19 protein-coding genes are annotated in these 25,066 nt (G+C 70.2%); 9 read left to right on the forward strand and 10 right to left on the reverse strand.

The window, feature by feature from the left end; genetic code table 11:
- On the forward strand, positions 1-1,440 hold the full coding sequence (locus ASF27_RS05205) for an acetamidase/formamidase family protein (protein ID WP_056358267.1): 1,440 nt from the start codon (positions 1-3) through the stop codon (positions 1,438-1,440).
- Between the two features lie 6 nt (positions 1,441-1,446).
- Here ASF27_RS05205 and ASF27_RS05210 read toward each other — a convergent pair whose 3' ends face one another.
- Both ASF27_RS05210 and ASF27_RS05215 read right to left on the reverse strand, forming a co-directional pair.
- Positions 1,447-4,221: a molybdopterin cofactor-binding domain-containing protein gene (locus tag ASF27_RS05210; protein ID WP_056358269.1), complete on the reverse strand. Its 2,775-nt coding sequence runs from the start codon at positions 4,219-4,221 to the stop codon at positions 1,447-1,449.
- Positions 4,218-5,033 carry an FAD binding domain-containing protein gene (locus ASF27_RS05215; RefSeq protein WP_056263078.1) on the reverse strand — a complete coding sequence of 272 codons (816 nt, stop codon included), beginning with the start codon at positions 5,031-5,033 and terminating at the stop codon, positions 4,218-4,220. Before ASF27_RS05215 ends, ASF27_RS05210 begins: the two co-directional genes overlap by 4 nt.
- Before the next feature lie 290 nt (positions 5,034-5,323).
- On the opposite strand from ASF27_RS05215, the gene ASF27_RS05220 reads away from it, so the two are divergent.
- From ASF27_RS05220 to ASF27_RS05230, 3 genes are read left to right on the forward strand one after another with little or no spacing between them, the layout of a single operon-like run.
- Positions 5,324-6,460: a PspA/IM30 family protein gene (locus ASF27_RS05220; RefSeq protein ID WP_056303606.1), complete on the forward strand. Its 1,137-nt coding sequence runs from the start codon at positions 5,324-5,326 to the stop codon at positions 6,458-6,460.
- Between the two features lie 5 nt (positions 6,461-6,465).
- On the forward strand, positions 6,466-7,113 hold the full coding sequence (locus tag ASF27_RS05225) for an OB-fold-containig protein (RefSeq protein ID WP_277996066.1): 648 nt from the start codon (positions 6,466-6,468) through the stop codon (positions 7,111-7,113).
- Positions 7,114-7,127: 14 nt separating this feature from the next.
- The gene (locus ASF27_RS05230; protein WP_056358272.1) at positions 7,128-8,816 is read left to right on the forward strand and encodes a flotillin domain-containing protein; all 1,689 of its coding nucleotides are present in this window, start codon (positions 7,128-7,130) and stop codon (positions 8,814-8,816) included.
- 12 nt (positions 8,817-8,828) lie between these two features.
- Here ASF27_RS05230 and ASF27_RS05235 read toward each other — a convergent pair whose 3' ends face one another.
- Entirely contained in the window at positions 8,829-9,893 is a 1,065-nt protein-coding gene (locus ASF27_RS05235; protein WP_056167824.1) for a YeiH family protein, read from the reverse strand.
- Between the two features lie 147 nt (positions 9,894-10,040).
- On the opposite strand from ASF27_RS05235, the gene ASF27_RS05240 reads away from it, so the two are divergent.
- Complete coding sequence (locus ASF27_RS05240) at positions 10,041-10,295, forward strand: hypothetical protein (RefSeq protein WP_056303599.1); 255 nt, start codon at positions 10,041-10,043, stop codon at positions 10,293-10,295.
- A gap of 45 nt (positions 10,296-10,340) precedes the next feature.
- Here ASF27_RS05240 and ASF27_RS05245 read toward each other — a convergent pair whose 3' ends face one another.
- The 5 genes from ASF27_RS05245 to chlG form a co-directional block, all read right to left on the reverse strand.
- Positions 10,341-11,459, reverse strand: a complete 1,119-nt coding sequence (locus tag ASF27_RS05245; RefSeq protein ID WP_056358275.1) for a hypothetical protein — start codon at positions 11,457-11,459, stop codon at positions 10,341-10,343.
- Between the two features lie 135 nt (positions 11,460-11,594).
- Entirely contained in the window at positions 11,595-12,323 is a 729-nt protein-coding gene (locus ASF27_RS05250; protein WP_056168099.1) for an amino acid ABC transporter ATP-binding protein, read from the reverse strand.
- Between the two features lie 89 nt (positions 12,324-12,412).
- Positions 12,413-13,105, reverse strand: a complete 693-nt coding sequence (locus ASF27_RS05255; protein ID WP_056167813.1) for an ABC transporter permease subunit — start codon at positions 13,103-13,105, stop codon at positions 12,413-12,415.
- 41 nt (positions 13,106-13,146) lie between these two features.
- Positions 13,147-13,869: an amino acid ABC transporter permease gene (locus ASF27_RS05260; protein ID WP_056167810.1), complete on the reverse strand. Its 723-nt coding sequence runs from the start codon at positions 13,867-13,869 to the stop codon at positions 13,147-13,149.
- Between the two features lie 534 nt (positions 13,870-14,403).
- Entirely contained in the window at positions 14,404-15,300 is an 897-nt protein-coding gene (gene chlG / locus ASF27_RS05265) for a chlorophyll synthase ChlG (protein WP_056167807.1), read from the reverse strand.
- 265 nt (positions 15,301-15,565) lie between these two features.
- Between chlG and ASF27_RS05270 the strand changes: the two genes are divergently transcribed.
- From ASF27_RS05270 to ASF27_RS05285, 4 genes are all read left to right on the forward strand, one after another.
- Positions 15,566-16,945, forward strand: coding sequence for an FAD/NAD(P)-binding protein (locus ASF27_RS05270; protein WP_056358278.1), 1,380 nt, complete (start codon positions 15,566-15,568; stop codon positions 16,943-16,945).
- Positions 16,946-17,135: 190 nt separating this feature from the next.
- Positions 17,136-17,318, forward strand: a complete 183-nt coding sequence (locus tag ASF27_RS05275) for a hypothetical protein (RefSeq protein ID WP_056167800.1) — start codon at positions 17,136-17,138, stop codon at positions 17,316-17,318.
- Positions 17,319-17,620: 302 nt separating this feature from the next.
- On the forward strand, positions 17,621-18,004 hold the full coding sequence (locus tag ASF27_RS05280) for a response regulator (RefSeq protein WP_056168094.1): 384 nt from the start codon (positions 17,621-17,623) through the stop codon (positions 18,002-18,004).
- A gap of 54 nt (positions 18,005-18,058) precedes the next feature.
- On the forward strand, positions 18,059-20,035 hold the full coding sequence (locus tag ASF27_RS05285; RefSeq protein WP_056358282.1) for an AI-2E family transporter: 1,977 nt from the start codon (positions 18,059-18,061) through the stop codon (positions 20,033-20,035).
- 177 nt (positions 20,036-20,212) lie between these two features.
- Here the strand turns inward: ASF27_RS05285 and ASF27_RS05290 are convergent, their stop codons facing one another.
- Positions 20,213-23,182: a response regulator gene (locus tag ASF27_RS05290; protein WP_056358285.1), complete on the reverse strand. Its 2,970-nt coding sequence runs from the start codon at positions 23,180-23,182 to the stop codon at positions 20,213-20,215.
- A gap of 77 nt (positions 23,183-23,259) precedes the next feature.
- Positions 23,260-24,657 (reverse strand): pentapeptide repeat-containing protein, encoded by a 1,398-nt coding sequence (locus tag ASF27_RS05295; protein WP_056263075.1) that lies wholly within the window; start codon positions 24,655-24,657, stop codon positions 23,260-23,262.
- Between the last annotated feature and the right edge of the window lie 409 nt (positions 24,658-25,066).

Below are 25,066 nucleotides of genomic sequence, written 5' to 3' on the forward strand. Positions count from 1 at the left end.
ATGTGCCTTGGCGACGACCCGACCTGCGCCGCCTTCGCGGAGCATCGCCTGCGCTACCGGCGTGACATGCAACCCGAACGGCGAGCCTTCCTGAAGAGCGGTTTCGTCGCGTCCGGGGGCGCGGCGGCCCTGGCGGCCGGCGGGCTCTCCCTGGTGAGTCCCGCCGTGGCCGAGGCTGGTCGTACGAGCGCGGCGCACGCCGCCCACCACCACCTGCCCGCCACGGCGGAGACGGTGCATTGGGGCTATTTCAGCAAGACCCTGAAACCCCGTATCGAGATCGCGTCGGGCGATTACGTCACCATCGAGACGCTGACCCACCATGCCAACGACGACGCCGAACGCATGGTCACGGGGGATCCGGGCGCCGAGAGCGTATTCCTCTGGACCAAGGACAAGAAGGGCGTCGCCCGCCGGGGCGCCGGCCCCGAGGATGCCAAGCTCGGTCCGGGCGGCGGCCTCGGCGTCCATATCTGCACCGGGCCCGTGGCGATCCGGGGCGCCGAGCCCGGCGACGTCCTCGAAGTCCGCATCCTCGACGTGGCGCCGCGCCCCTCCGCCAACCCGAAGTTCAAGGGCTCGACCTTCGGCAGCAACGCGGCGGCGTGGTGGGGCTACCACTACAACGACATGCTGGAGGGCAAGAAGCGCGAGATCGTCACCATCTACGAGGTCGATGCCGGCGGCGAGCGGGACTGGGCCAAGGCGGTCTACAGCTTTCCCTGGCCCGGCGTCACCGACCCCGACGGGGTGCTGCACTCGATCATCGATTACCCGGGCCTTCCCGTCGATCACACCAAAACCAAGCGCACCTACGACGTGCTCAAGGGAATCCGGGTGCCGATCCGTCCGCATTTCGGCACCATGGGCCTCGCGCCGGCCGAGGCCGACATGGTGAACTCGATCCCGCCGAGCTACACTGGCGGCAACATCGACAATTGGCGCATCGGCAAGGGTGCGACCATGTATTATCCCGTGGCCGTGCCCGGCGCCCTGTTCTCGGTGGGCGATCCCCATGCCAGCCAGGGCGATTCCGAGCTCTGCGGCACGGCGATCGAGTGCTCGCTCACGGGCACCTTCCAATTCATCCTGCACAAGAAGGCCGCTCTCGCCGGCACGCCCCTCGAAGCCCTCGATTTCCCGATGATCGAGACGCGCGACGAGTGGGTGCTATCGGGCTTCAGCTATCCGAACTACCTGCGCGACCTCGGTCCGGAAGCGCAGAGTGCGATCTTCCAGAAATCCTCCCTCGACCTTGCCATGCGCGACGCCTTCCGCAAGATGCGCTCCTTCCTCATGCACGCGAAGGGGCTGACCGAGGACGAGGCCATCTCGCTCATGTCCATCGCCGTCGATTTCGGGATCACCCAGGTGGTGGACGGCAATTGGGGTGTCCACGCCATCGTCAAGAAGGCGATCTTTTCTGAAAGGACGGCCTGACCGGCATCACGGCGCGGCGCGCTCCCGCTCCGCGACCGCCGCCATCACCTGACGGAAGATCCGGTCCGGCGCGAACGGCGTCGCGGTGAGGCGCGCGCCCGTCGCGTCGCGGATCGCGTTGGCCAGCGCCGGGGCGACGGGGTTGTAGGGCGATTCGCTCATGGACTTGGCGCCGAGCGGCCCGATGCGGTCGTGGGTCTCGGCGAACAGCACCCGGGTGTCGGGTACGTCGGCGCAGGCCGGGATGTGGTAGTTGCGGAACGTCCGCGTGAGGACGCCGCCTTCGTGGTCGAGGCGGTAATCCTCGTAGAGCGCCGCGCCCAGCGCCTGCGCCACCCCGCCCTCGACCTGGCCGCGGCACTGCATCGGGTTGATCACCACGCCGGCATCCACGGCCTGGATGCTCGCGAGAATCCGCACCTCGCCGCTCATCGGGTGCACGGCGACGCGGAACGCCTGGACGTTGAAGGCCACCGAGCGCGGACTGCCGTCGGCCTCGGCCCGCGCCTCCAGGGGCGCGAGGGCGGTGAGCGGAACCGGGCCGGCGGGCGTCTCCACGCATTCGCCCGCCAGGCGGCAGTGCTCCGGGGCGACGCCCATCCGGGCGGCGGCCGCCTGCACGAGGGCGTCGGCCAGGGCCGTCGCCGCGCGAAGATTCGCCTGACCCGCCACCACGATCCCGGTGCTTCCGTAGGCGCCGGTGTCGTGGAGGACGGCGTCGGTGTCGGCCTGGATCAGGCGGATGCGGTCGGGCGTGGTGGCGAGGGCCTGCGCGGCGATCTGGGCGTGGACCGTGCTGGTGCCGTTGCCGAATTCGGCCGTGCCCACCGCTAAGGCGTAGCCGTCCCCGTCGAGGCGGATCCGCGCGTGGGCGAAGTGGCCGCGCGGCGGAATCGTATCGATCATCGCCATGGCCATGCCCTCGCCGACGCACCAGTCCGACCCCGGCGGGCGGGCGCCCGGATCCTCCGCGAGGGCGGCTTCGGCGAGGGCGGCCTGAGCGAGGTCGAGGCACTGGTCGAGGCCGTAGGAGCCGTACGCGACGTCGTGGGGCTCGAGGCTGGTGGAAACCATCGGGTCGCCCGGCCGCACGGCGTTGCGGCGGCGCATGGCGAAGGGATCGAGGCCGAGCCCGCGCGCCAATTCGTCCACGGCCGATTCCACGGCGAAGATCGTCTGGCTGAGGCCGTAGCCGCGAAACGCGCCCGCCGGCAGGGTGTTCGTGTAGACGCTGTAGCCGTCCACCCGCTTGTTCGGGCAGTTGTAGGCGGCGATGCTCTCGTTGCAGCCGTGATGCAGAACGCCGCCGGCATGGTTGGCATAGGCGCCGGTGTCGGACAGCACCGTCAGCTGGATCGCCGTCAGGGTGCCGTCGGCCCGGGCGCCCATCCGCACCCGCACCCGCATGGGATGGCGCGTGGTGGCGGCGGTGAACTGCTCCTCGCGGGTCAGCTCCCACTGCACCGGCCGTCCGGTCCTGAGGATCGCCAGGGCGACGAGGTCCTCGGTCAGCATCTCCTGCTTGCCGCCGAAGCCTCCGCCGACCCGGCCGCACAGGACGCGGACCGCGGCCCGGTCGAGGTCGAACAGGGCGCAGAGGGCGTCCCGGGTCAGGAACGGCACCTGCGTCGAGGAGCGCAGCACGAGCCGGCCATCCGCGTCGATCCAGCCCACGGCACCGTGGGTCTCCAGATGCGCGTGCTGCACGCGCTGGGAGACGTACTCCGCCTCGTGGATCAGGTCGGCTTGCGCGAACCCCGACTCGACGTCGCCGATGGCACCGTGGGCCTCGGCCGCGAGGTTCGGATGGGGCAGGAGCGGCGGTGCGTCCGCCCCCGGGGGCGGCGGATCGCGGTCTCTCGGATCGTGCACCAGGGGGGCGTCCGGGCGGAGCGCCGCGTCCGGATCGAGGAGGGCCGGCCGCGTCTCGTAGGTGACGACGAGGGCCTGGACGCCGGCCTCCGCGGCGGCCTCGGTCTCGGCCACCACGGCGGCCACCCGCTGGCCGACGAAGCGCAGGACGGGATCGAGGATCAGGGTGTCGGGCGCATCGTCGGCCGGGTTTTCGTGCCGGCCCGTCGAGAACCGGCGCTGCGGCACGTCCGCGTGGGTGAACACCGCCGCCACGCCCGGAACGGCCAGCGCCGCGTGCCGGTCGATCCGCAGGATGCGCGCATGGGCGTGGGGCGAGCGCAGGATCTTCAGGTGCAGCACCCCCGGTACCGCGACGTCGAGGGTGTAGGCGGTCGTCCCCGAGACGACGCCGCGGCTCGCCGGTGCGGGAAGGTTGCGTCCGACGGGGTCCGCGCAGGCGCCGGGGGCCTCGGCATGAGGAACGCCCGCCACGGCGTCGCGGATTGCGCGGTAGCCGGTGCAGCGGCAGAGGTTGCCCTTGAGGGCCGTGCCGAGGTCCTTCCGCTGGCCCTGGTCCAGGGCCGCCGCCGTCATGATCATCCCGGGCGTGCAGAAGCCGCATTGGAAGCCCTGCGCTTCCAGGAAGGCGTCCTGCATCGGGTGGAGGTGCTCGGCCGGTCCGTTCCCGGGCGCACAGGGCCCAGAGAGGCCCTCGATGGTGGTGACGGTGCGTCCCTCGGCCCTGAAGGCGGGCAGGAGGCAGGAATGCACCGGCTCGCCGTCGAGATGCACGGTGCAGGCGCCGCAATCGCCCGCATCGCAGCCCTTCTTGACCCCGAACCAGCCGAGCTCCCGCAGAAGGGTCCGCAGGCACTGGCCGGGCCGCGGCGCGGCGTCCTGCGCCTGCCCGTTGACGGTCAGGATCATCGGGTCAACTCCTGCCGGATGTCTTCTGCGAGGAAGAGGGAGACGTGACGCCGCCAATCCGGCGTGCCGTGGACGTCGTCGTACCAGTCCGGGTCGCGGATCGCCGCCAGGATCCGCTCCCGCAGGGCCTGCGCATCGGGCACGGCGTCGAACGCGATCCTCACCGGGCGGCGCGTCGCCGCCGTCACGGTCAGGACGAACGCCCCCGCGCCGTCCCGCGTCCCGATCAGCAGCGCGCCGGAGCGGCCGTTCGGGCTCAGGGAGATGCGTCGGAACGCGGTCCGCCGGCACAGGGCCGCCACCGGCAGGGCGACGCTGCGCAGGAGTTCGCCCGGTTGCAGCGCCGTCCGCTCGGGGCCGAGGACGAAGTCGGGGACGGCGAGGTGCCGCTCGCCCCCGCCTCGCATACGGATGGTGCAGACGCCGTCGAGGGCGGCCGTCAGGGCGATCATCGGCCCGGCCGGCAGGGCCATGCAGAGGTTGCCGCCGACGGTCGCCGTGTTCCAGATCTTGAACGAGCCGAGCAGCGCCCGGCAGCACTGCCCGACGAGGGGCGAGGCGACCCAGGCCGGCGGCAGGTCCAGCCGGTCGAGCTCCGCGATGGTGCCCGTCGCCGACAGGGTCAGGCCGCTGTCCGAGACCGCGTGCGTCGGCCAGCCCAGGCCGGCGAGGTCGATCAGCCGGCCGAGCTGCGGTTGCGGCTGCGAGAACAGCCAGGTTCCACCCGCCAGCCACGCATCGCCGGCCTGCCAGTCGGGCAGCGCGTCGGCCGGTCCCGGGGTGATGACGGATGTGACGCCGTTGAGATCCATGGGCCAGCCCGCAAGCAAAACTTCGTCCACCCCGGCGCGCCGGCGGACCCCGGCGTCCCGAACGGCCATCGTGTCGATGTTCGGGGGGCGGGTTCAAGGGCCTTGCAAAATTCTACTTCTGCGAGCGTTGTCGTGGGCGCGATCCCGGTCAAGATGCAGGCTTCGACTCGGTCGGGGTCGACCGAACCGGTCGCCGCTCTGGACGCACGGCCGGGGACGAGGATCGGTCTGCGCAGGTCGAAGGCGCCCATTCCCTTGAAAACACCGGATCGGTGTTTTACCTTCTCTGCATGGCCAGATCCGGTACGCTTCCGTCGCGAATCGTCTACCGCCTCCTGCCCGGGGCCGGCGACGTCGCGGCCTTCCACGACCTGCTCGCGGCCTACCGGCGGATGCTCGTCATCCTCGACGAAATTCGCGCTCGGCATCGGCTGCGCGCCAATGTCGTGATCCTCACGGAGCTGGCCTATCAGCAGGTGCGCGCCGAGACGGGCCTGCCGTCGCGGTTCGTGACCCTCGGAATCCGCGACTACGCCCAGCACCTCGGCGACAGTCCCGACGGCGTCGATGCGATCCCCCTCGACGAGAAGCTGTTCTCCGTCAAAGGCCCGTCGCAGGTCAGCATCCTCACCCTCGCGGGCCGCCGCACCCTGTCCTACCGCGTCGAGGGCTACGACGGCCCCTGGCGCGAGGTCTCAGCCGCACGGCTGATCATCGTGGGCGAGACGCTCACCCTCCATGCCGGCGTCGCCCTGCACGCACCGATCGAGGAGCAGACAACCATGACCGAGACCATCCTGACTCGGGTCGGGCGCATCATCGCCGGTGCGTCGAACGCCGCCCTCGATCGGCTCGAGAACCGTGACCCGCAGGGCGTCGCCGATCAGGCCCTGCGCGAGATCGACGAGGTCATCGCCGAGGCCCGCACCGATCTCGGCCGCATCCAGGCCGAGGCGTTCCGGATCGAGCAGCGCCGGGGCCAGCTCGCCGCCGAGGTGGCGGGCCTCGCGGCGAAGATCGCCACCGCCCTCCAGCACGACCGGGAGGATGCCGCGCGCGCCGGGATCGCCCGGCAGATCGATCTCGAAACCCAGATCGGCGCCCTCGACGCGTCCCTGCAGGACGTCGCCGAGCGGATGGCGACGGCCCAGAGCGCCTTCGACGCCGCCAACGCGGCCCGGCGCGACGCCGAGCACCGGGTCGCGCTCCTGCGCCGGCCCAGTCCCGAGGCGGGCGACCTCAAGGGCTACGGCAGCGAGGAGCGCAAGCCCCGCCGCGGCCTCGACGGCCCCCTCCGGGCCATCGACCGGCTCACCGGCCTGCCCTCCGCCCCGGCCTCCGACGATCTCGACGAACTCGACCGCCTCCACCGGTCGAGCGAGATCGACAAGCGGCTCCTCGCGATCCGCCGGACCCTCCCGTCATGATGGCGTTGACCGACCCCCACCTGGTTCCGTTCACGGTCGTGGGCGGGATCATGGCCGGCCTCGTCGCCGTCGAGGCCGTCGCCCTCGTGATCGGCCACTCCGTCTCGGGCCTCGTCGATCAGTGGTTCGAGATCGAGGGCGGGCACGGGCTCGGAGCCGAGTCCCACCATCTCGGTTCGCCCACCACTTGGCTGTCCTGGATCAATATCGGCCGGGTGCCCTTCCTCATCCTGCTCATCGTGGCGCTCGCCGCCTTCACGGTCTTCGGCTTCGCGATCCAGGCGGTATCGGACGCGGTCCTGGCGCCCCTGCCCGCCGCCCTCGCGGCCGTCGCCGCCCTCGGCCTCACGGTCCCGACCCTGCGGGCGTCCACCCGCACCATCGCCCGGCTGATCCCGCGCGACGAGACCTACGCCGTGGACGAGGATCACTTCGTCGGCCGGATCGCCGAAGTGACCCTCGGCCCCCTCGATCAGGGCGCGCCCGGACAGGTCCGGGTTCGGGACGGGCACGGCAACTCCCATTCCCTGAGGGCGCGCGCGGCGCCCGACCGCCCCGCGATCCCGCAGGGCACGCACGTGCTCCTGGTGGAGCATGCCGGCGGCGTCTTCGTCGCCGTCCCCGCCGCCCTCGATCTCACCGCCTCCCACTGAAGGGCTTTCGTCCCATGGATCTCGTGAACATCGCCGTGCTCGTCGGCACGGTCGTCGTCGCCCTCCTGGGCATCGGGTTCGTGTTCGGGCGGCTCTACCGCCGGACGACGCGCGACACCGCCTTCGTCCGCACGGGGCTCGGTGGCCGCAGGGTCGTGGTCGACGGCGGCGCGGTGCTGCTGCCGGTGTTCCACTCCATCGCCATGGTGAACCTCAACACCCTGCGCATCGAGGTGAAGCGCGACGGCGCGGCCTCGCTCATCACCAAGGACCGCCTGCGGGCCGACATCACCGTCGAGTTCTACGTGCGCGTGGAGCCCAAGGAGGATTCCATCGCGCTCGCCGCCCAGACGCTGGGCGACCGCACCAACGACGCGCGCAAGCTCAGCGAGCTCGTCGAGGCGAAGTTCGTCGATGCCCTGCGCTCGGTCGCCGCCGGCATGACCCTGCCCGACCTGCAGGAGAAGCGCTCGGAATTCGTGAAGGGCGTGCAGGAGGCCGTGTCGGGCGACCTGCGCCACAACGGGCTCGAGCTCGAATCCGCCTCCCTCACCCGCCTCGACCAGACCTCCATCGAGTTCTTCAACCCCGACAATTCCTTCGACGCCGAAGGCCTGACCGTCCTCAAGAAGATCACCGAGGATCGGCGCCAGGAGCGCAACAAGATCGTCCGCGAAGCCGAGGTCAACGTCGCCGAGAAGGACCGCGAGACGGCCCTGAAGCAGCTCACCATCACCAAGGAGACGCAGGAGGCCCAGCTCGCCCAGGCCCGCGACATCGCCAACCGTACCGCCGAGACCCGGGCCGAGCAGGCCAAGGCGGAGCAGGCGGCCCAGCAGAGCGAAGAGACCGCCCGCATCGAGCGGGAGCAGGCGGTGAAGCTGCGCGAGGCCGAGGCTCGCCGGGCGGCCGAGACGGCCCGGATCGAATCCGATCTCGCCATCGCTACCCGCACCGCCGAGGCCGAGCGCGACCGGCAGCTCGTGATCCAGGAGAACGCCATCCGGGTCGCCGAGCGCTCCAAGGCGCAGTCGGAGGCTCAGGCGCGGGCGAAGGAGGCCGAGGCGCTGGCCGTGTCCGCCGAGGAGAAGGTCGCCACCGCCAAATCCATCGAGATCGCCGAGCGCGAGCGCCAGGTCACGGTGATCGCGGCGAAGAAGGAGGCCGAGAAGGCCGCCACCGCCATCACGGTCAACGCCGAGGCCGAGCGCAAGGCGGCCGAGGACCGGGCGATGGCGATCACCACCCTGGCGGAGGCCGAAGCGACGGCGGCGGCCTCGAAGGCCGAGGCGATCACCAAGCTCGGCGCGGCCGATGCCGAGCGCGAGCGCGTGATGAACGAAGCACGCAACGCCCTGTCGCCGGAAGCCCGGGACTTCGAAGCCAGCCTCAAGCGCATCGCCATCGTCCCCGAGGCCCTGCGCGAGAGCATGAAGGCCGTGGAGAAGATCGAGTCGATCCGGATCTTCGACGCCGGCGGGATGATGGGCGGTGAGGGGGCGGGCCGGGGCGCGGCCGGCTTCGGGGAGAACCTTTCCGGCCAGCTCATGCGCTACCAGTTCAACGCGCCGATCCTGAAGACCCTGCTGGGCGAGGCCGGCTTCACGGGCGGCGGCCACGCCATCGACAGCCTGCTGGGCGCGGTCGCGGGGGAATCCGAGACCGACCCGGCGAAGGCCAAGGCGGAGGTTGGAACGGCCTGAGCCGGGATCGGATCAGGCGATGCCCAGGACCTTGATGAGGACGAGGCTCGTCGCGATCAGGACGAGGAGCGAGCCGGTCACCGCGGCGGTGACCCGGCCGCCGACGCGGGCGAGAACCCGGACGTCGACGCCGAGGCCCAGCGCCGCCATCGACACGATGGTGAGGAGACCGGCCAGATGCTTCAGCGGTCCGACCAGGGCGTCCGGGATCAGCCCGAGGGACCGCAGCGACGCGAGCACGAGGAAGCCGAGGATGAACCACGGCACGAGCTGGGTCAGGCGCAGGGTGGCCGGCCGTGGGGCGGCGGTCGAACCGTCCACGGGCAGGAAGCGGGCGATCAGCGAGCACGCGACCACCACGGGCCCGAGCATGAGCACACGCACGAGCTTGACCAGGGTACCGACCTGGGTGCTGAGCAGCCCCACCGGCACCGTCGCGGCCAGGACCTGCGGAACGGCGTAGACCGTCAGGCCGGCGAGCACCCCGTACTGATTCTCCGAGAGGCCGACGAGGGGGACGAACAGGGGCAGGCCCAGCACCATGAGGACGCCGAGGACGGCGGTGAAGGCGATCGAGGCGGCCACGTCCTCGCCATCGGCGCCGATGACGGGCGCCACCGCCGCGATTGCGGAGTTGCCGCAGATGGCGTTGCCGCAGGCGACCAGGATCGCCATCCGCGCCGGCAGGGCGAGGAGGCGGCAGATGGCGTAGCTGGCGCCGATGGTCACCACCACCGTGCCGACGATGCCGGTGAGCAGGGCCGGCCCCGAGGCGACGATGGCCCCGAGGCTGAGGGAAGCGCCGAGCAGGGTGACCGCCACTTCGAGCACCTGCTTGGCGCTGAAGGCGATGCCCCGGCGGAAGCGGTCGCCCGGCTGCCAGACGCTGCGTACGGCGATGCCGAGGAGGATCGCCATGACCAGGGCCTCGACATAGGGATGCTCGAAGACGTGTTCCTCGCCGGCCTGCAGCAGCCTGGCGACGCCCGTGATTGCTAGGCACACGAGGAGGCCCGGAAGAAGAGCGGTCGGCCCCGCCTCGCCTTTCGGGCCTGCTCGATGGAGCTGGTCAGACATCGAGGCGGACGTCTGAAGCGCGATTGCCGCCGGGCCGGAAGGAACTTCCCCGCTCGGTGATGAGAGGAGAAGAAGCCCCTCTGAAATCGCACAAGTTCGAAAAACGCATCCATTGATCCGCGAGGTTCGAGCCGCGACATTCTCCCTATGAGCGACCTTCGAGATCTGCGCCAGCCCGCCTTCGACCCCTTCGGTGAGCCGATGGCGTCGGTGTGCCCGCGCGCGGAGCCGAGCGCTGAGCAGAGAGGCTACGGCGAGACACGCCGTGCCGCCCTCGTGTTCTGGGCGCTGGCCGTGTTGTTGGTGGTGAGCCGGATCTACGTTGCCGAGGGACCGTCGGCCGGAACCTTCGCGGCCGATGCGCCCCAGTCCGTCGACATGCAGGTGGCCACTTTGCGCTGAACGCGTCTTTCGCGAAAACCGGTGATTGTGGATCGCTCCGGCCGATCAGGCGGATGCGACCGCTGCGATGGGTAGAGACCTTGCAGCGTTTATGCGTCCGCGCCGCGGCTTCGGCCAGATCAGGCGCCCGATCAGAAGTCCCAAGCGGCGGCAGAACAGGGCGAGCCCCCAACACCATCCCAGCGCCAGCCACACGGTCCGCACCAGTTCCATGAACACGGCCCCGATCACCAGAGCCGCGCGGTCGAGGAGCTTGAGGACGGCCCGCGTCGCGGGGCCCATTCCCTCCGCCAGGCGCACCGCGCGGCCGACCTCGGCCGGAGAGCGCGCCAGCGACAGGACCTGAAACACACCACGCGTTCCGAGCCGGGTCTGCAGGGCGTAGGCCCGACCGCCGAGCGCCGTCAGTTCGGTGACGGCCCCCGTGCGGATGCCGTTGCGCGCAGCGGTGCGGGCGGCGACGAGATCGAAACGGCCGGCGGCCACCGCCATGGATCGCATTGCGGCCGGATCGACGCTCTCCCGGGCCAATCGGCCGAGGCTCGCCGCGAGGGGACGCGAGAGGCGCCCCGAACGGTGGGCCGTCTTCAGCAGGGTCGCGCCGCCGCGCGCCACGGCGCCGAGGCCGCCCGCATAGGTCGCGGCCGTCGCCGCCAGCCCGACGCTCGCCAGCCCGAGCAGAACCGAATCGTAGGGTTCGTCGCGCACGAGGTGCCCTCCTTCGCGTGCGAGGTCGCGCAGGTCGCCGAGGCCGGTCAGATCCGCCGCGAAGGCGCCGGCGAGGCCGACCCCGCTGTCCGCTTGCCCCGTGAGGGCCCCCTCGGCAAAGGCCCGTGCCGTGCGCAAGGGGGCGACCTGCTGCAAGGCGGCGACTTGGGTTCGCCGCGTGGCATCGACGGGAATCCCGCGCGCATCGGCGAGCTCGAGAAAGCTCTGGGCAAGGCTGTCGTCCTGCGCTGCCAGGGCGGCGTCGATCTCGCCGGCTACGCGCTCGGGCGTCGCCACGGGGTCGAGGCGCAGGCGCGCCAGGGCGGGCGGATCTTCGGCCGCCCGCAGGAGCCGCCACGCGAGGTGGGCCCGTGGCAGGAGCTCCGCGCCGGTGCCCGCCAGAAGGCCTGCCGCGAGGGCGAGACCGGCCCAAGGGAGAAGCGCTCGTCTACCCATGCGGTCCACTCGACCGACCGCCGGCCCCGCGCCGGCGCATCCATCGAAGTCCGGCCTCAGAACGCGGCTCCGGTCAAGGCCGGCCGTCCGCCGTGGCTGTACTCGGTTCTGCAGGATTCCGTGCCGAGGGATCCTTCAGTGCTGAAGGATCTTGGAGAGGAAGTTCTGCGCGCGCTCCGAGCGGGCGTTGCCGAAGAAGTCGTCCTTGGTGGCGTCCTCGACGATCTCGCCCTTGTCCATGAAGATCACCCGATTGGCGACCTTTCGGGCGAATCCCATCTCGTGGGTCACGCACATCATGGTCATGCCCTCGCGGGCGAGCTGGACCATGACGTCGAGAACCTCGCCGACCATCTCGGGATCGAGGGCCGATGTGGGCTCGTCGAACAGCATGACGATGGGGTTCATGGCGAGCGCTCGGGCGATGGCCACGCGCTGCTGCTGCCCGCCGGAGAGCTGGCCGGGGAACTTCTTGGCGTGGGCGGACAGGCCGACGCGGTCGAGGAGCACCATGCCGCTGTCGAGGGCGGCGCCCCGGTCGCGCCCAAGCACCATGACCTGGGCCAGGGTGAGGTTCTCGGCGATGGAGAGGTGCGGGAACAGCTCGAAGTGCTGGAACACCATGCCGACCCGGGCGCGGAGCTTGGGCAGGTTCGTGCGCTTGTCGCGCACGGGCGTGCCGTCCACCACCACCTGCCCCTCCTGGAACGGCTCCAGGGCGTTGACGCACTTGATCAGGGTTGATTTGCCCGAGCCGGACGGCCCGCAGACGACGACGACCTCGCCCTTGTTCACCGCGGTGGTGCAGTCGGTCAGGACCTTGAAGTCCCCGTACCACTTGCTGACGTTGGTCATGGTGATCATCGGGCCGGTCCCGACGGAAGGAGCCGACGAAGTATTCAGGGGGGCGCGCATGGGGCGATCCTCGATGGAAGGCGTTGAGGGGCGGGCGATCAGCGGATGATGGCGATCTTCTTCTGCAGGTGGCGCACCGCCAGGGAGGCCGCGAAGCACACCGCGAAGTAGACGACCGCCGCGAACAGATACATTTCCACCAGGCGCCCATCGCGCTGGGCGATCTTCGAGGCGGCCCCGAGGAAGTCGGTGATCGAGAGCACGTAGACGAGCGACGTATCCTGGAACAGCACGATGGTCTGGGTGAGCAGGATCGGGGTCATGTTGCGGAAGACCTGGGGCAGGATCACCGTCCGCATGGAGGTCCAGTAGGTCATGCCGAGCGCCGAAGCGGCGGCCGCCTGACCCTTGGGGATCGACTGGATGCCCGCGCGCATGATCTCGGAGAAGTACGCCGCCTCGAACAGGGTGAAGGTCACGAGCGAGGAGGTGAAGGCCCCCACCGTCATCGGACGGTCTGCACCCGTCACCCATTGGCCGAGATACGGCACCAGGAAGTAGAACCAGAAGATCACCAGCACGAGGGGCAGGGACCGGAACAGGTTGACGTAGCCCTTGGCGACCAGGGGGATCACCGGAAGCCCCGAGAGCCGCATCATCGCGATGAAGGTGCCGAGCACGATGCCGCCGACGGCGGCCAGCGCCGTCAGGGTCAGGGTGAAGCGCATCCCCTCGAAGAACAGGTAGGGCAGCGAGTTGGTGATGACGGAGAAATCGAAATTCGCGAGCATGGGAGGCTACCTCTGATGGGGCGAAGGCGAGGATTGCACCCTCAGCGGCTGCCCGGGACGGCGACGCGGCGCTCGATCCAGGACGAGATGAAGATCACTCCGACGTTGATGAGCACGTAGAGGATCGTGGCGGCGGTGAAGGCCTCGAACACCTGGAACGAGAATTCCTGCATGGCGCGGGCACGCGCCGTGAGCTCCAGCAGGCCGATGGTCAAGGCCACGGAGGTGTTCTTGAGATTGTTGAGGAATTCGGACGTCAGGGGCGGCAGGATGATGCGGTAGGCGTTGGGCAGCAGTACGTAGCGGTAGGTCTGACCCACGGTCAGGCCCAAGGCCGTGCCGGCCATCTTCTGGCCCCGTGGCAGGGACTGGATGCCGGCGCGGACCTGCTCGGCGACGCGCGAGGCGGTGAAGAAGCCGAGACACAGCACGGCGGTGTAGAAGGGTGCGTTGGGGAGCTGCTTGAGCCAGGAGCCCCATTGTTCTGGCAGCACCTCGGGGAGGACGAAGTACCAGAGGAACATCTGAACCAGCAGGGGGATGTTGCGGAACAGCTCGACATAGGCCGTGCCCACGGCGTTGGCGGCCCGGTTCGGCAAGGTCCGCATCACGCCGACGAGGGATCCGAGGAGAAACGCGATGACCCAGGAGCAGAGCGCCGTGACGATGGTCCATGCCAGCCCCGACAGCAGCATGTCCGCGTAGGTGCCGGTGCCCTCGGGCGACGCTTCGAAGAAGATGCCCCAGTTCCAGTTGTAGTTCATCGCATCGTCTTCCTTGTGGGCGGGGCTGTCGCGGCGCCATCGAGCGGGCCGCCGGATGGTCTCGCACGCTCAGGGCCCCGAATCGCGCGAGGGGCGCGCGTGACGCGGGGGGACAGGGCGAGCGAAGCGGTGATGGCAGTGAGAGAACGCCCGATGAGGCCCGGATGGACCCGGGTTGGCTCGCCAAGCATCAAACGGACCAAAGCATGGCCGGCGCCGGTCGACCTGCGTCCAGGGCCGGCGCTCCCGGCGCTCGCTTCGCTGGTGTCCCGCATCGCGTCCGCGTCGATCCCCGCCGGCTCTCTTGAGCTGTTCTGTTGCTCGGTTCTGTTGGGAACGCGCATCAACGGCTCGTCCCGCGCGTAGCCTTGCCGACTTCCGCGAGGGCGACAAGGGTTCGTGCGCCGCCCGGGGGCCTCCCGGTTGTGGACGGCGGCCCGATGTCATTCCACAATGGTCGGCGGATCACGATCGTTGCGCCGGGGACGCCTCCCGCGCCGGTCCGTGCGGCGGGCGTGAGACCGGGCCGCTCCGTTACGTCAGGGCGCGCGCCGCGAAGGCGCTCGCCAGCATGCCGAACACGTAGAGGGGCACGCCGAAGCCGCTGTACCAGAGCGCCCGCTCCGTCGGGCTGGCGAGGAAGTGACGCATCATCGCGACCTGTCCGGCCAGGAGCGCCGCGACGATGCCCGCCTCGACGGGACGGCCCCATGACAGCAGGAGGCCGATGACCGCTCCCTGGGGGACGGCCATGACCCAGCACGCCACATGCGCGGCGCGGTCCGGCCCGAGGCTCGCCGGCAGGGAGCGGATGCCCATCTGGCGGTCACCCGCGACGGACTTGAAGTCGTTGAGGGTCATGATGCCGTGGGCGCCGGCGCTGTAGAGGGCGGCCAGGATCAGGGAGGTGGCCGGCGGCAGGGCGCCGCCCAGCATCGCCGCATGCCCCGTCACCCAGGCCAAGCCCTCGTAGCAGAGCCCACAGGCGGCGTTGCCCCACCAGCCGTTCCGCTTCAGCCGCGGGGGCGGCGCGCTGTAGGCCCAGGCCAGGGCCAGACCGAGGACGGCCGCGAGGAAGACCCAAAGCCCGAGACCGGCTGCCACGGCGAGCGAGAGGCCGGTCCAGGCCCACGCGATCGCGAGGCCCCAGCGGCCGGGGATGCGGCCCGAGGGGATGGGTCGGTGGGGTTCGTTGATGGCATCGACCTCCCGGTCGAACCAGTCGTTGACCGCCTGACTCGTGGCGCAGACCAGGGGACCGGCGAGGAGGAGCCCTGTCAGCGCCACGCCCCAATGGCCGGCCAGCGGCACGCCCGAGGCGACCACGCCGCAGCCGAAGGCCCACATGGGTGGGAACCACGTCACCGGCTTGAGCAGCTCCAGCACCGCCGCCGGTGCCGGGTAGCCGGGATGGAGCCGCGTCCCGTTCATGCGTCCCTCGCCTTCGCACCGTACCGGAGGCTACCGGAAGGCCCTGCCGTTTGGTAGGGCGGCCAAGCGGTCGGGAATGCCCGGATCGCGGCGCTCCGGCGTTCGTTTTAAGGAATGTTTCGCCCCTTCGATCGTGCGGCGAATGTGCACTATCGTGTGCGAAGCCACCGTTTCGCGGGGGACTTCCAAAATTCACCTGCCGGCCTTGTTCGTTTTAAAGGACATCCCTAGTCTGGCGGCCGGTCAGTGGAGCTGGAAAGAACGGATGACATCGAGGGAGTCCCCGCGTCCCATCGCCGTGATCGGCGCGGGCTTCAGCGGCACCATGAGCGCGATCCAGCTCCTGGCGCGCCTGGAGCCTCAGCGGCGCGTGCTCCTGTGCGAGCGCGCGGGCACCTTCGGTCGGGGGCGGGCCTACGCCACCGGCAACCCGGATCACCTCCTCAACGTCCGGGCGGCGAACATGAGCGCCTTTCCCGACCAGCCCGAGCACTTCTCCGATTGGCTCGCCCAATCGACCTTCGACGGCGACGAAGCCTCCGGCATCCGCGTCACGCCCGGCGGCACCTTCGCGGCACGCGGCCTCTACGGACGCTACCTCACCGATCTTCTCACCCGTGCGGTGACGGGGGGCGACGGGCCGCCCCGCCTCGACCTCGTCAACGATGCCGTGACCGACCTCGAGCCGGCACCCGGCGGTTTCACCCTCCGCACGGAGGGCGGCGCGTCCTACCCCATTGCCGGCGCCGTCCTCGCCATGGGCAACCTCGGCGCACCGGGGGCGCCGCGCAGTCGCCACCAGGCCGACCCATGGGCGCCCGAGAGCTTCGGCCGCCTGCACCCGGATCGAACGGTCCTCATCGTCGGCACAGGCCTGACCATGGTGGACGCCGTGGCGGCCCTGCGGCGGCACGGGTTTCCCGGACGGATCGTCGCCCTGTCCCGGCGGGGCCTTCTCCCCAGCGCCCATGCGCCCGTCCAGCCGTGGCCGATGCCGGATCTCACCGGCGTGAACACGGTATCCGCCCTCGCCGCCCGCATCCGGCGCGAGATCGAGCGGGCGGGAGCGGCGGGCCTCGGCTGGCGCGGAGTGATCGACGCCCTGCGGCCGGTCACCGATACCGTGTGGCGCGATCTGCCCGCCTCCGAGCAGGCCCGCTTCCTGCGCCACCTGCGTCCGTTCTGGGACATCCACCGGCACCGCGCGGCGCCGCCGGCCGCCGAGGCCATCGCCGACGAGATCGCCCGCGGCACCCTGGTGGTGCGGGCCGGGCGGATCCGCTCCATCACCGACACGGCGGCCGAGGCCATCGTGACCCAGCGTCCGCGCGGAGCGGCCGAGGACGAGCCCCTCGCCGTCCAGTGCATCCTCGACGCCACCGGCATCGGACGCGTGGCGGAGACCGACGATCCGTTGATTCGCCGATTGATGGAGCGTGGGCTGGTCCGGCCGGGACCGTTCGGGATCGGCCTCGACGCGTCCGCCGACCTCGCGGCCCGCGGTTCGGTGCAGGCTGGCCCCCTCTGGGTGGTCGGTCCGCTCCTGCGTGGCGTGCTGTGGGAGTGCACGGCCGTACCCGACATCCGCAATCAGGCTGCCGGCCTCGCGGGCGCGGTGGCGCGGACGCTCTCCGTCCCGGGTTGAAATTCGATCGGGCGCCGTTCGCATTCGAGCGCCACCCTGCTCCGCCGGGCGGAGTCCGTGACGATTCGGACGTGACAGCCCGTCATCGACAGGACATGACCGCTCGGGCTCTCCGGCGGAGGGTGTCCATCGAACCGGCGGCGCGCGGGCCGGCCTCGCTTCCCTCACCTCTTGTTCCGAGCCTGCTCCGATGCTCACCTTCGTGCTTCTCCTGGCTCTGTTGGTCGTCTTCGTCGTCATGATGGTCTGGCGGCGCCATCTTGGGCGCCTCGCCTCCCTGGCGACGCTGCTGGCGGCGATGCTCGGCCTGATCGTGATGCAGGACAGCGGCCTGCTGCCGGGACCTCAGCCCGCCGCGACCGTCCGGCGCTGAAGCGTCACCGTCTCGTTCGCCCGATCCGCGCGCGGGGTGGGACCGTTCGTGCGACTTGTGCGTTCACAGCACGGTGAAGGGTCGGGCGGCGTCGGCAAGGCGTGGTCCGGCCGGCGACGAGGGCCAGCGTTCGTGGCGGCACAGGCGTGCGGGGTTACCGGTGATCTGACCGGGGCTCCTCCCCGCGCGCCGGCTCGAATGCGGCGATGGAAGGCCCGGTCCTTGCGGACATGGGCAGGCGGAGCCGTTTCGCGCCGACCGGCGCGAGGGACCGTTCGAAGGGACATTCAGGGGAGCGGATGATGGCCAAGATCTTGTTGGTGGAAGACCATGAGGAAATCTGGGACTTCCTGTCCCGTCGGCTGAAGCGCCGCGGGTACGAAGTCATCCTCGCCCATGACGGCGAGGCCGGCGTGCAACAGGCTCGCACGGCCCGGCCCGACGTGATCCTCCTCGACATGAACCTGCCGATCCTCGACGGTTGGTCGGCCGCCCGCGTCCTGAAATCCGGCAGCGACACGCAGGGCATTCCGATCATCGCGCTGACGGCGCATGCCATGTCGGGCGACCGCGACAAGGCGATCCAGGCGGGCTGTAACGACTACCACCCCAAGCCCGTCGATTTCTCGAAGCTCCTGACGCAGATCAACGCCGCCGTCGGTCCGCAAGCGCCCGTCGCCGCCTGAGCCTGCCCGGCATCCTCCCGTCGCTCTCCCCCTTGACGAGACCATAGCGTACCCATGAGCGACGATCCCATCACCGCCCGCCTGCTCCGGCAGGCGATGCCGGTCTTCACGACCCTGGCGTCGTGCCTGCTCGTCATCACCATCGCGGCGGCCCTGTATTTCGGCCGGGACATCTTCGTGCCGGTGACACTGGCCATCCTGCTCAGTTTCGTCCTCGTCCCGGCCGTTCGCCTGCTGCGGCGCGTTCGCGTTCCGCGGGCCCTGGCGGTGATGCTGGTGGTGATCGCCGCCTTCGGAGCGTTGCTCGGCATCGCGCTGCTCATTGCCAACGAGGCGGCGCAACTCGCCGCCGACCTGCCGCGCTATCAGCTGACCATGCGCGACAAGATCGCCTCCCTGAAGGATGCGACCGCCGGAAGCGGCACCCTCACCCGGGTGATCGACATGGTGCAGGACATCGGCGCGCAGCTTCAGCCCGAGCTGAAGGACGCCGTCACCCAGGGCAGCAACGGCAGCCTCGACCGTCCGCTCCACGTGCAGATCGCGGCGGCCAAGGTTGGGTTTTTGGGCACCCTCGGGGCTTTTGCGGCCCCCATCCTGCACCCGCTCGCCACCACCGGACTGATTCTGATCTTCACGATCTTCATCCTCCTGCAGCGCGAGGACCTGCGCAACCGCGCCATCCGGCTCGCGGGCTCGGGCGACCTGCGGCGGACCACGGCCGCCATCGACGACGCCGTCAGCCGTCTCAGCCGGTTCTTCCTCGCCCAGCTCTGCCTCAACATCGCCTTCGGGGTCGTCATCGGCCTCGGCCTGTGGTGGATCGGCGTGCCCAACCCGATCCTGTTCGGCGTGCTCGCCGCCATCATGCGATTCGTACCCTATGTCGGGGCCGCCATCAGTGCCCTGCTGCCCCTCGTGGTGGCGGCGGCGGTGGACCCGGGCTGGACCATGGTGATCGCCACGGCGGTTCTGTTCGTCGTAGTCGAGCCCATCGCCGGCCATGTCATCGAACCGCTGCTCTACGGTCATTCGACCGGGCTCTCGCCCATCGCGGTCATCCTCGCCGCCACGCTCTGGGCCTTCCTGTGGGGGCCCATCGGCCTCGTCCTCGCCACCCCGATCACCGTGTGTCTCGTGGTGCTGGGCCGCCACATCGAGCGCCTGTGGTTCCTCGACGTGATCCTGGGCGATCAGCCCGCCCTGTCGCCGCCGGAGATCTTCTACCAGCGCATGCTGGCGGGCGATCCGGCCGAGGCCATCGATCAGGGTGAACTGTTTCTCAAGGCGCGCGCCCTCGTGACCTATTACGACGAGGTGGTGCTCGCCGGCCTCCTCCTGGCGCAGGAGGATCTCGCGCGGGGGGCCCTGGACCGCGAACGTCAGGGCGAGGTCGGGACGTCGCTGCGCACCGTGGTGACGCGTCTCGGCACCCGTCCCGTGCGCCGAGCCAAGAGCGGCCGCGCGAAGACCGGCAACACCGAGGCCTCGGCGGCCGTCGCGGCCGTCGGCCCCGATCGCCAGGTGGCTGCCATCGTGCGGGCTCAAGCCGATCTCGCGCCGGGCTGGCGCGGTCCCTGCCCCGTCCTGTGCGTGTCGAGCCGTGGTCCGTTCGACGAGGCCGCCACCCTGATGCTGAGCCAGATTCTGGGCCAGCACGGATTGGCCGCGCAGGTCATGTCCATGGCGGCCCTGCGCCAGGGCGAGCGGCCCGAAATCGTCGGCGGCATCGCCATGGTGTGCTTCTCCTACCTCGAGCCGGTGAGCCTCTCGCAGATCCGGCTCAACGTCCGCCAGGCGCGGCAGGCGATTCCCGGCGTGAAGGTTCTGGTCGGCTTCTGGCGCGAGCGCGATCCCGCCTCCCTCGACCGGCTCCGCCGCACGATCTCGGCCGACGTGCTGGTCACTTCGCTGAACGGGGCGCTCGACGCGGCGCTGCGATTCTCCGAGCGCCGTCCCGATCCCATCGAGGCCGCGCCCGCCCCCACCCAGGCGATCCCACACCTGCTCGGACCGTCCGTGGCTGCGTGACGCCTCACAGCGGCGGATGCGGCTGGCGCTCGCGGCCGCGCCGCGAAGGCACGGTTCCGAGGTCGGTCTTCACGCTACGACAGGCGGCGCATCCGTCGCACCGGATGCGCCGCCTGTCGTAGGCGCGTTCTATGACGTCGTCCGGTGGGCGGAGCGATCACCCGGCACGCACCGTGCTCAGGCCCCCGGCGCCACCAGCGAGCGAAGCGATTCCGAGAGATCGCTGAGGCTGAGGCGGCCCTTCTGGAGCACCCGGTCGGCCTGACCCGCCAGGCGACGACGGTCCTCCGCGGTCACGTCCTTGGCGGTGAGCACCACCACGGGAATGTCGCGCCATTCCGCTTTGCCGCGCAGGGCCCTGAGGAACCCGAAACCGTCCATCTCGGGCATCATCAGGTCGAGGAGGATGAGGCAAGGCTTCTTGGCCGCCGTCGCCTCGAGTCCGGCGATGCCGTTCTCGGCCGAGGCGACCCGCCAGCCCTCGCGGATCAGCATCGCGGACATCCGCTCGCGGGCATCGGGATCGTCGTCGATGATGAGCACCGGTCCCTCGTTCTCCGAAGGTTTGAACCGCTCCATGGCGGTCTTCAGCTGAGTCCACTCGATGGGCTTCTGAAGATAGTCCGTGGCCCCGAGCGAGAAGGCGAGGTTCTGCTCGTCGAGGACGGTCACCATGATGATCGGCGTGGCCCCGAGCTCCGGGTCGGCCCGCAGGGTGCGCAGCACCGACCAGCCGTCCATGCGCGGCATGGTCACGTCGAGGAGAATGACCCGGGGCCGCAGGTTTCGCGCCCGTTCGACGCCCTCGCGCCCGTCGCTCGCCGTCGTCACGCTGAAACCATCGCGCTCGAGGAAGCGTGCGAGAAGGTCCCGCGTCGAGGGGTCGTCGTCGATGATGAGAACGTGGCTGCCCGAGGCGACATCGGGCATGGGCAGGCGGTGACTCGCATGCGGGCCGTCGTGCCCGATGGCCTCCAGGGGCGAGGTGCTGACGTAGTCGGCCGGCACCCGGAGGGTGAAAGTGGTGCCGACACCCTCCTGGCTCGTCACCTCGATGGCGCCACCGAGCATGTCGGCGAAGGCGCGGGTGATGGCGAGGCCGAGGCCGGTGCCACCGAAGCGCCGCGTCGTCGAGGCGTCCGCCTGGGTGAAGCGCTGGAACAGCTTGGCCTGCTGCTCGGGCGTCATGCCGATGCCCGTATCGATGACGTGGAAGTTGAGCCACCCGCTCCCGCTCGCCTCGCTCCGCGTGGCCGACAGGGTGATCTGGCCGCCCTCGGTGAACTTGGCCGCGTTGCTCAGGAGGTTGATGAGGCACTGACGCAGCTTGGTCTGGTCCGTATGCGCTTCGCCGAGGTCGTCGGCGACCTCGATCGCGAGGGTGTTGCCCTTCTTGTCGACGAGGGTCTCCACGGTGGCGGCGACATCCCGAACGATCTCGGCGACGGAGAAGGTCTCGGCGTAGATCTCCATCCGCTCGGCCTCGATCTTCGACAGGTCGAGGACATCGTTGATGAGCCCGAGGAGGTGTCGCGCGTTCGCCTCGATCTTGCGCATGTCGACGAGGAGGCTCTCCTCGCCGAGATCCTCCATCTCCTCCTGCAGCATCTCCGAATAACCGATCACTGCGGAGAGCGGCGTGCGCAACTCGTGGCTCATGTTGGCGAGGAACTGGCTCTTTGCCCGGTTGGCCTCCTCCGCCGCCTCCTTGGCGGCGGCCAGCGCCAGTTCGGCCTCCTTGCGCGCGGTGACGTCTGAATGGGTGCCCACCCATTCGCGGATGCTACCGTTCTCCTCGAGGATCGGGACGGCGCGGGCGGACATGATCCGCCAGATGCCGTCGTGGCGGCGGATGCGATGCTCGATCTCGTAGGGGGAAAGGCTGTCCACCGCCTTGATCCACGTCGCGTTGGTGCGTGCCCGGTCATCCGGGTGGATCGCCTCCAGCCACCCGGCCCCGGCGGCCGCCTGCGGTGTCTGACCAGTGAAACGGGTCCATTCCGAGGGTGTCACCTCGAAGCCACCCTCGGGCGTCGTCGTCCAGACGATCGCGCTGGTGGCCTCGGTCAGTGACCGGAAGCGCTCCTCGCTGTGGCGCATGCGCTCCTCGGACAGCTTGCGCAGGGTTTCGTCGGACACGACGAGGCCGACGCCATCGGCCTGTGCGCCGCCCGCGCCGGTGCTGTCGCGAAGGGGGTAGAAGCTCATCAGGAAGTGGCGCACCCCACGCGGAGCGCTCGGGGTCGGGACGGCGACATCGACGTTGGTGGTGACGAGGCCTTCGTCCCGGGCGGCCCGGAGCTTGGGGGTCAGCTGCTCCTGCAGGGTCGGCAGCATGGCCCAGATCGGCGCGCCGAGATCGGCTCCGAATCCGCGCTCGTTCATGGTGGCGAGCGCCCGGTTCATGTGACGGATGCGCAAGTCCCGGTCGAGGAAGCCGAGGCCGACGGGGGCATTCGCGAACACCCCGTCGAGGAGGGCGGCCGTGCGCTGTTCCTCACGCCGGCGCACGAGGGCGAGGCGACCGAGCAGCCCCACCGCCGCCAACGCCGAGGCGATGGAGACGAGGAGGAGCACCAGCGACCAGGTCCGGTCCTGGCCCTCGATCCGCTCCAGACTCGCATTGGCATGGTCCTGCAGGGCCTTCGCCGCCGCCCGGACCCCGTCCATGGTGCGCTTGCCCTCGCCGGTCCGCGCCAGCACCACGGCCGGATCGTAGCCTTCGGCCCGCCGCACCGCGATGACGCGGGCGGCGAAGGCGCGCTTGGCCTCCACGAAGGTGCGCAGGCGCCCGGGACCTGGGCCAGAGGAATCCTTGGTCAGAGACTCGATGGCGTCGAGTTGCCCGCCGACGGTGTCCTGGGCGGCCTGGTACGGCTCGAGGTATTCCTCGGACCCGAACAGCATGTAGCCACGCATGCCGGTTTCGAGTTCGACCATGTTGGCGAGCAGGCGATCGCTCAGGGTCAGCACCGCGTGCTGGCGCGTGCCTTCCGTCCGGCGTGCCTCACCCACCCAATAGTTCGCGATCCCCGCCGCCACGGCGATGCCGATGAGCACCAGGGCGAGGGGGGAGCCCGGCAGGCCGCCGAGCAGGCGCGTCTCGCGCCGGCCACCGGCGGAACGCGGAGGGGAGGCTAGGGTCATCGGGCCGCCTGGGCTGGAGATTGGGGAAGGGGTCGGTGCCGCGGGGAACCCGGCGAATCCGGTGCTCGCCGAACGCGTCAGCGCCGGAGGCGGTTGCCGAGGATGAAGCCGAACAGTCCCATGAGGATGATGCCCGCAGCGCCCTCGATGCCCACCAGGAGGTTGGTGAAGCGTCCGATGGGCTTGATGCCGATCTCGGGTGGGTTGGCCGTCATCATGTTGAGGGCGCTGTAGCTCACGAGATCGAGGACGTTGTAGGTCGGGCTGCCGTCGCCGCCCTCGCGGATCAAACCGCCGGCGACGCCGTAGAGCACGGCGAACAGGCCGATGACGAGGACGAAGGCCCGCGCGATGCGCGACAGGCTCTCGCCGTAATCGCACAGCCACTCGACGAAGCGGTCGGCGACCCACTGGTAGCCGTGCCGCGCCAGATCCCGGCCGGAGCGGGCATGCCAGGCTGCCCGCGCTTCGGTGCCCGCGTGGAACCGGCCCATGCGGCGCCCGCGCTTGTAGGCCCAGCTCGCCTCGTCCTGGGCGCCGATGCTCTTGAAGTTCTGTTCCAGGGCGAGGTAGCTCGCCTGCGCGGCCTTGTACTCGCCGGCGATCTCCTCGCCCACGGCCCCGCCGAGCTGCTCGGCCCGCATCCGCGTGCCGTTGAGCCAGGCTCCGGCGAAGCGCACGTGGCGCAGGGAACAGGTGGAGAGGTTGAGCCGTACCAGGCTGGTCTCGGAGAAATCGGCGCCGTCGAGGATCGCCCCGTCGAGCTTGACCCCGGTGAAGTTGGCGCCCTGCAGGCGCGATCCGGCGAGATTGGCCTTCTTCAGGCTGGCGCCCTCGAAATCCGCGTAGGTGAGGTTGACGTTGCCGAGCTTGGCTTCGTCGAGGCGGGTGCCGCGAAACACCGTGTAATCCGCATCTGCACCCGTGAGGTCGGCCCCCCACAGGTCGGCGCCGGTGAAATCGGCGCCGTCCAGGAGGGCGCGACGCAGCTTGGCGAAACGCATGGAAGCCTGGCCGAAACGGGCGTCTTCCAGCATGGCCTCGTCGAAATTGGCCTCGCCTCCGGCCATTGCGGTGAAGTGGGCGCCGCTGAGATCGGCGCCGCCGAGATCGGCTTCCTCCAGTACGGCTCCATCGAAGCGGGCGGAGCGCCCGAGAGCACCGGAAAGGTTCGCGCCCGTCAGGTTCGCGCCGCCCAGGTCCGTTTCCTCGAGGGTGGCCTCGTGCAGATCCACGTTGGCGAGGCGAAGCCCGTTCTGCTGTCCGTCCCACCAGGCCGGCATCACGCCGGAACCGGCTCGACCCGGATCGAGCGAGCGGCCGAGACCGAGACCCCGCAGGTCGATGCCCCGACAATCGAAGCGGTCGCCATTCGGCGTGGGGGCGTCGGCGAAGGATGCGATTCGGGCAAGCAGTGCGGTGACGCGTGGGTCCGCATCGGCTTGGTCATCGGGTCCCCTGTCCGCTGGCGCAATCGGGATGCGGGCGGCGCCGGATTGCTCCGTCAAGGTTGGCCTCTTTCGTTCCAGGTCGGCGTCCGACGGCACCCTGCAGCGGGGGGGGGCAGCAGGAGCGGCACCGGCGGTGTCGACGGCCCCCGCGCCGGTGTCAAACCCGAACGGCGTCGCGCCCTCCCCTGTCTGTCCAGAAAGATGACCAAGGACGCTGAGAGAGGTGCGTGCTGAAGACAGATCGGACTGAGCAGCCGGCTTGCAGCCCTGTTTCCCTACGTCTCCAGGGCCGTGTGAGGCGCGATGACGCTTTCGTCGCGAAAATTTCGTTTCCCCGTCATTTGGCCGTTGACGGTTGGGCTGTGGGCCCGTAGAAGCCTGTTCATCGGCGGCGGCCAGCGGGACTTTGGTCTTGGCGGCGGCGCTGGTTATC

Source organism: Methylobacterium sp. Leaf102 (genome assembly GCF_001422425.1).
GTDB lineage: Bacteria > Pseudomonadota > Alphaproteobacteria > Rhizobiales > Beijerinckiaceae > Methylobacterium.

Bases quoted from the DNA above. Each gene is read 5' to 3' on its own strand.
- ASF27_RS05205 (WP_056358267.1), top strand. From the start codon at position 1: ATGTGCCTTGGCGACGACCCGACCTGCGCCGCCTTCGCGGAGCATCGC.
- ASF27_RS05210 (WP_056358269.1), bottom strand. From the start codon at position 4,221: ATGATCCTGACCGTCAACGGGCAGGCGCAGGACGCCGCGCCGCGGCCC.
- ASF27_RS05215 (WP_056263078.1), bottom strand. From the start codon at position 5,033: ATGGATCTCAACGGCGTCACATCCGTCATCACCCCGGGACCGGCCGAC.
- ASF27_RS05220 (WP_056303606.1), top strand. From the start codon at position 5,324: ATGGCCAGATCCGGTACGCTTCCGTCGCGAATCGTCTACCGCCTCCTG.
- ASF27_RS05230 (WP_056358272.1), top strand. From the start codon at position 7,128: ATGGATCTCGTGAACATCGCCGTGCTCGTCGGCACGGTCGTCGTCGCC.
- ASF27_RS05235 (WP_056167824.1), bottom strand. From the start codon at position 9,893: ATGTCTGACCAGCTCCATCGAGCAGGCCCGAAAGGCGAGGCGGGGCCG.
- ASF27_RS05240 (WP_056303599.1), top strand. From the start codon at position 10,041: ATGAGCGACCTTCGAGATCTGCGCCAGCCCGCCTTCGACCCCTTCGGT.
- ASF27_RS05245 (WP_056358275.1), bottom strand. From the start codon at position 11,459: ATGGGTAGACGAGCGCTTCTCCCTTGGGCCGGTCTCGCCCTCGCGGCA.
- ASF27_RS05250 (WP_056168099.1), bottom strand. From the start codon at position 12,323: ATGATCACCATGACCAACGTCAGCAAGTGGTACGGGGACTTCAAGGTC.
- ASF27_RS05255 (WP_056167813.1), bottom strand. From the start codon at position 13,105: ATGCTCGCGAATTTCGATTTCTCCGTCATCACCAACTCGCTGCCCTAC.
- ASF27_RS05260 (WP_056167810.1), bottom strand. From the start codon at position 13,869: ATGAACTACAACTGGAACTGGGGCATCTTCTTCGAAGCGTCGCCCGAG.
- chlG (WP_056167807.1), bottom strand. From the start codon at position 15,300: ATGAACGGGACGCGGCTCCATCCCGGCTACCCGGCACCGGCGGCGGTG.
- ASF27_RS05270 (WP_056358278.1), top strand. From the start codon at position 15,566: ATGACATCGAGGGAGTCCCCGCGTCCCATCGCCGTGATCGGCGCGGGC.
- ASF27_RS05275 (WP_056167800.1), top strand. From the start codon at position 17,136: ATGCTCACCTTCGTGCTTCTCCTGGCTCTGTTGGTCGTCTTCGTCGTC.
- ASF27_RS05280 (WP_056168094.1), top strand. From the start codon at position 17,621: ATGGCCAAGATCTTGTTGGTGGAAGACCATGAGGAAATCTGGGACTTC.
- ASF27_RS05285 (WP_056358282.1), top strand. From the start codon at position 18,059: ATGAGCGACGATCCCATCACCGCCCGCCTGCTCCGGCAGGCGATGCCG.
- ASF27_RS05290 (WP_056358285.1), bottom strand. From the start codon at position 23,182: ATGACCCTAGCCTCCCCTCCGCGTTCCGCCGGTGGCCGGCGCGAGACG.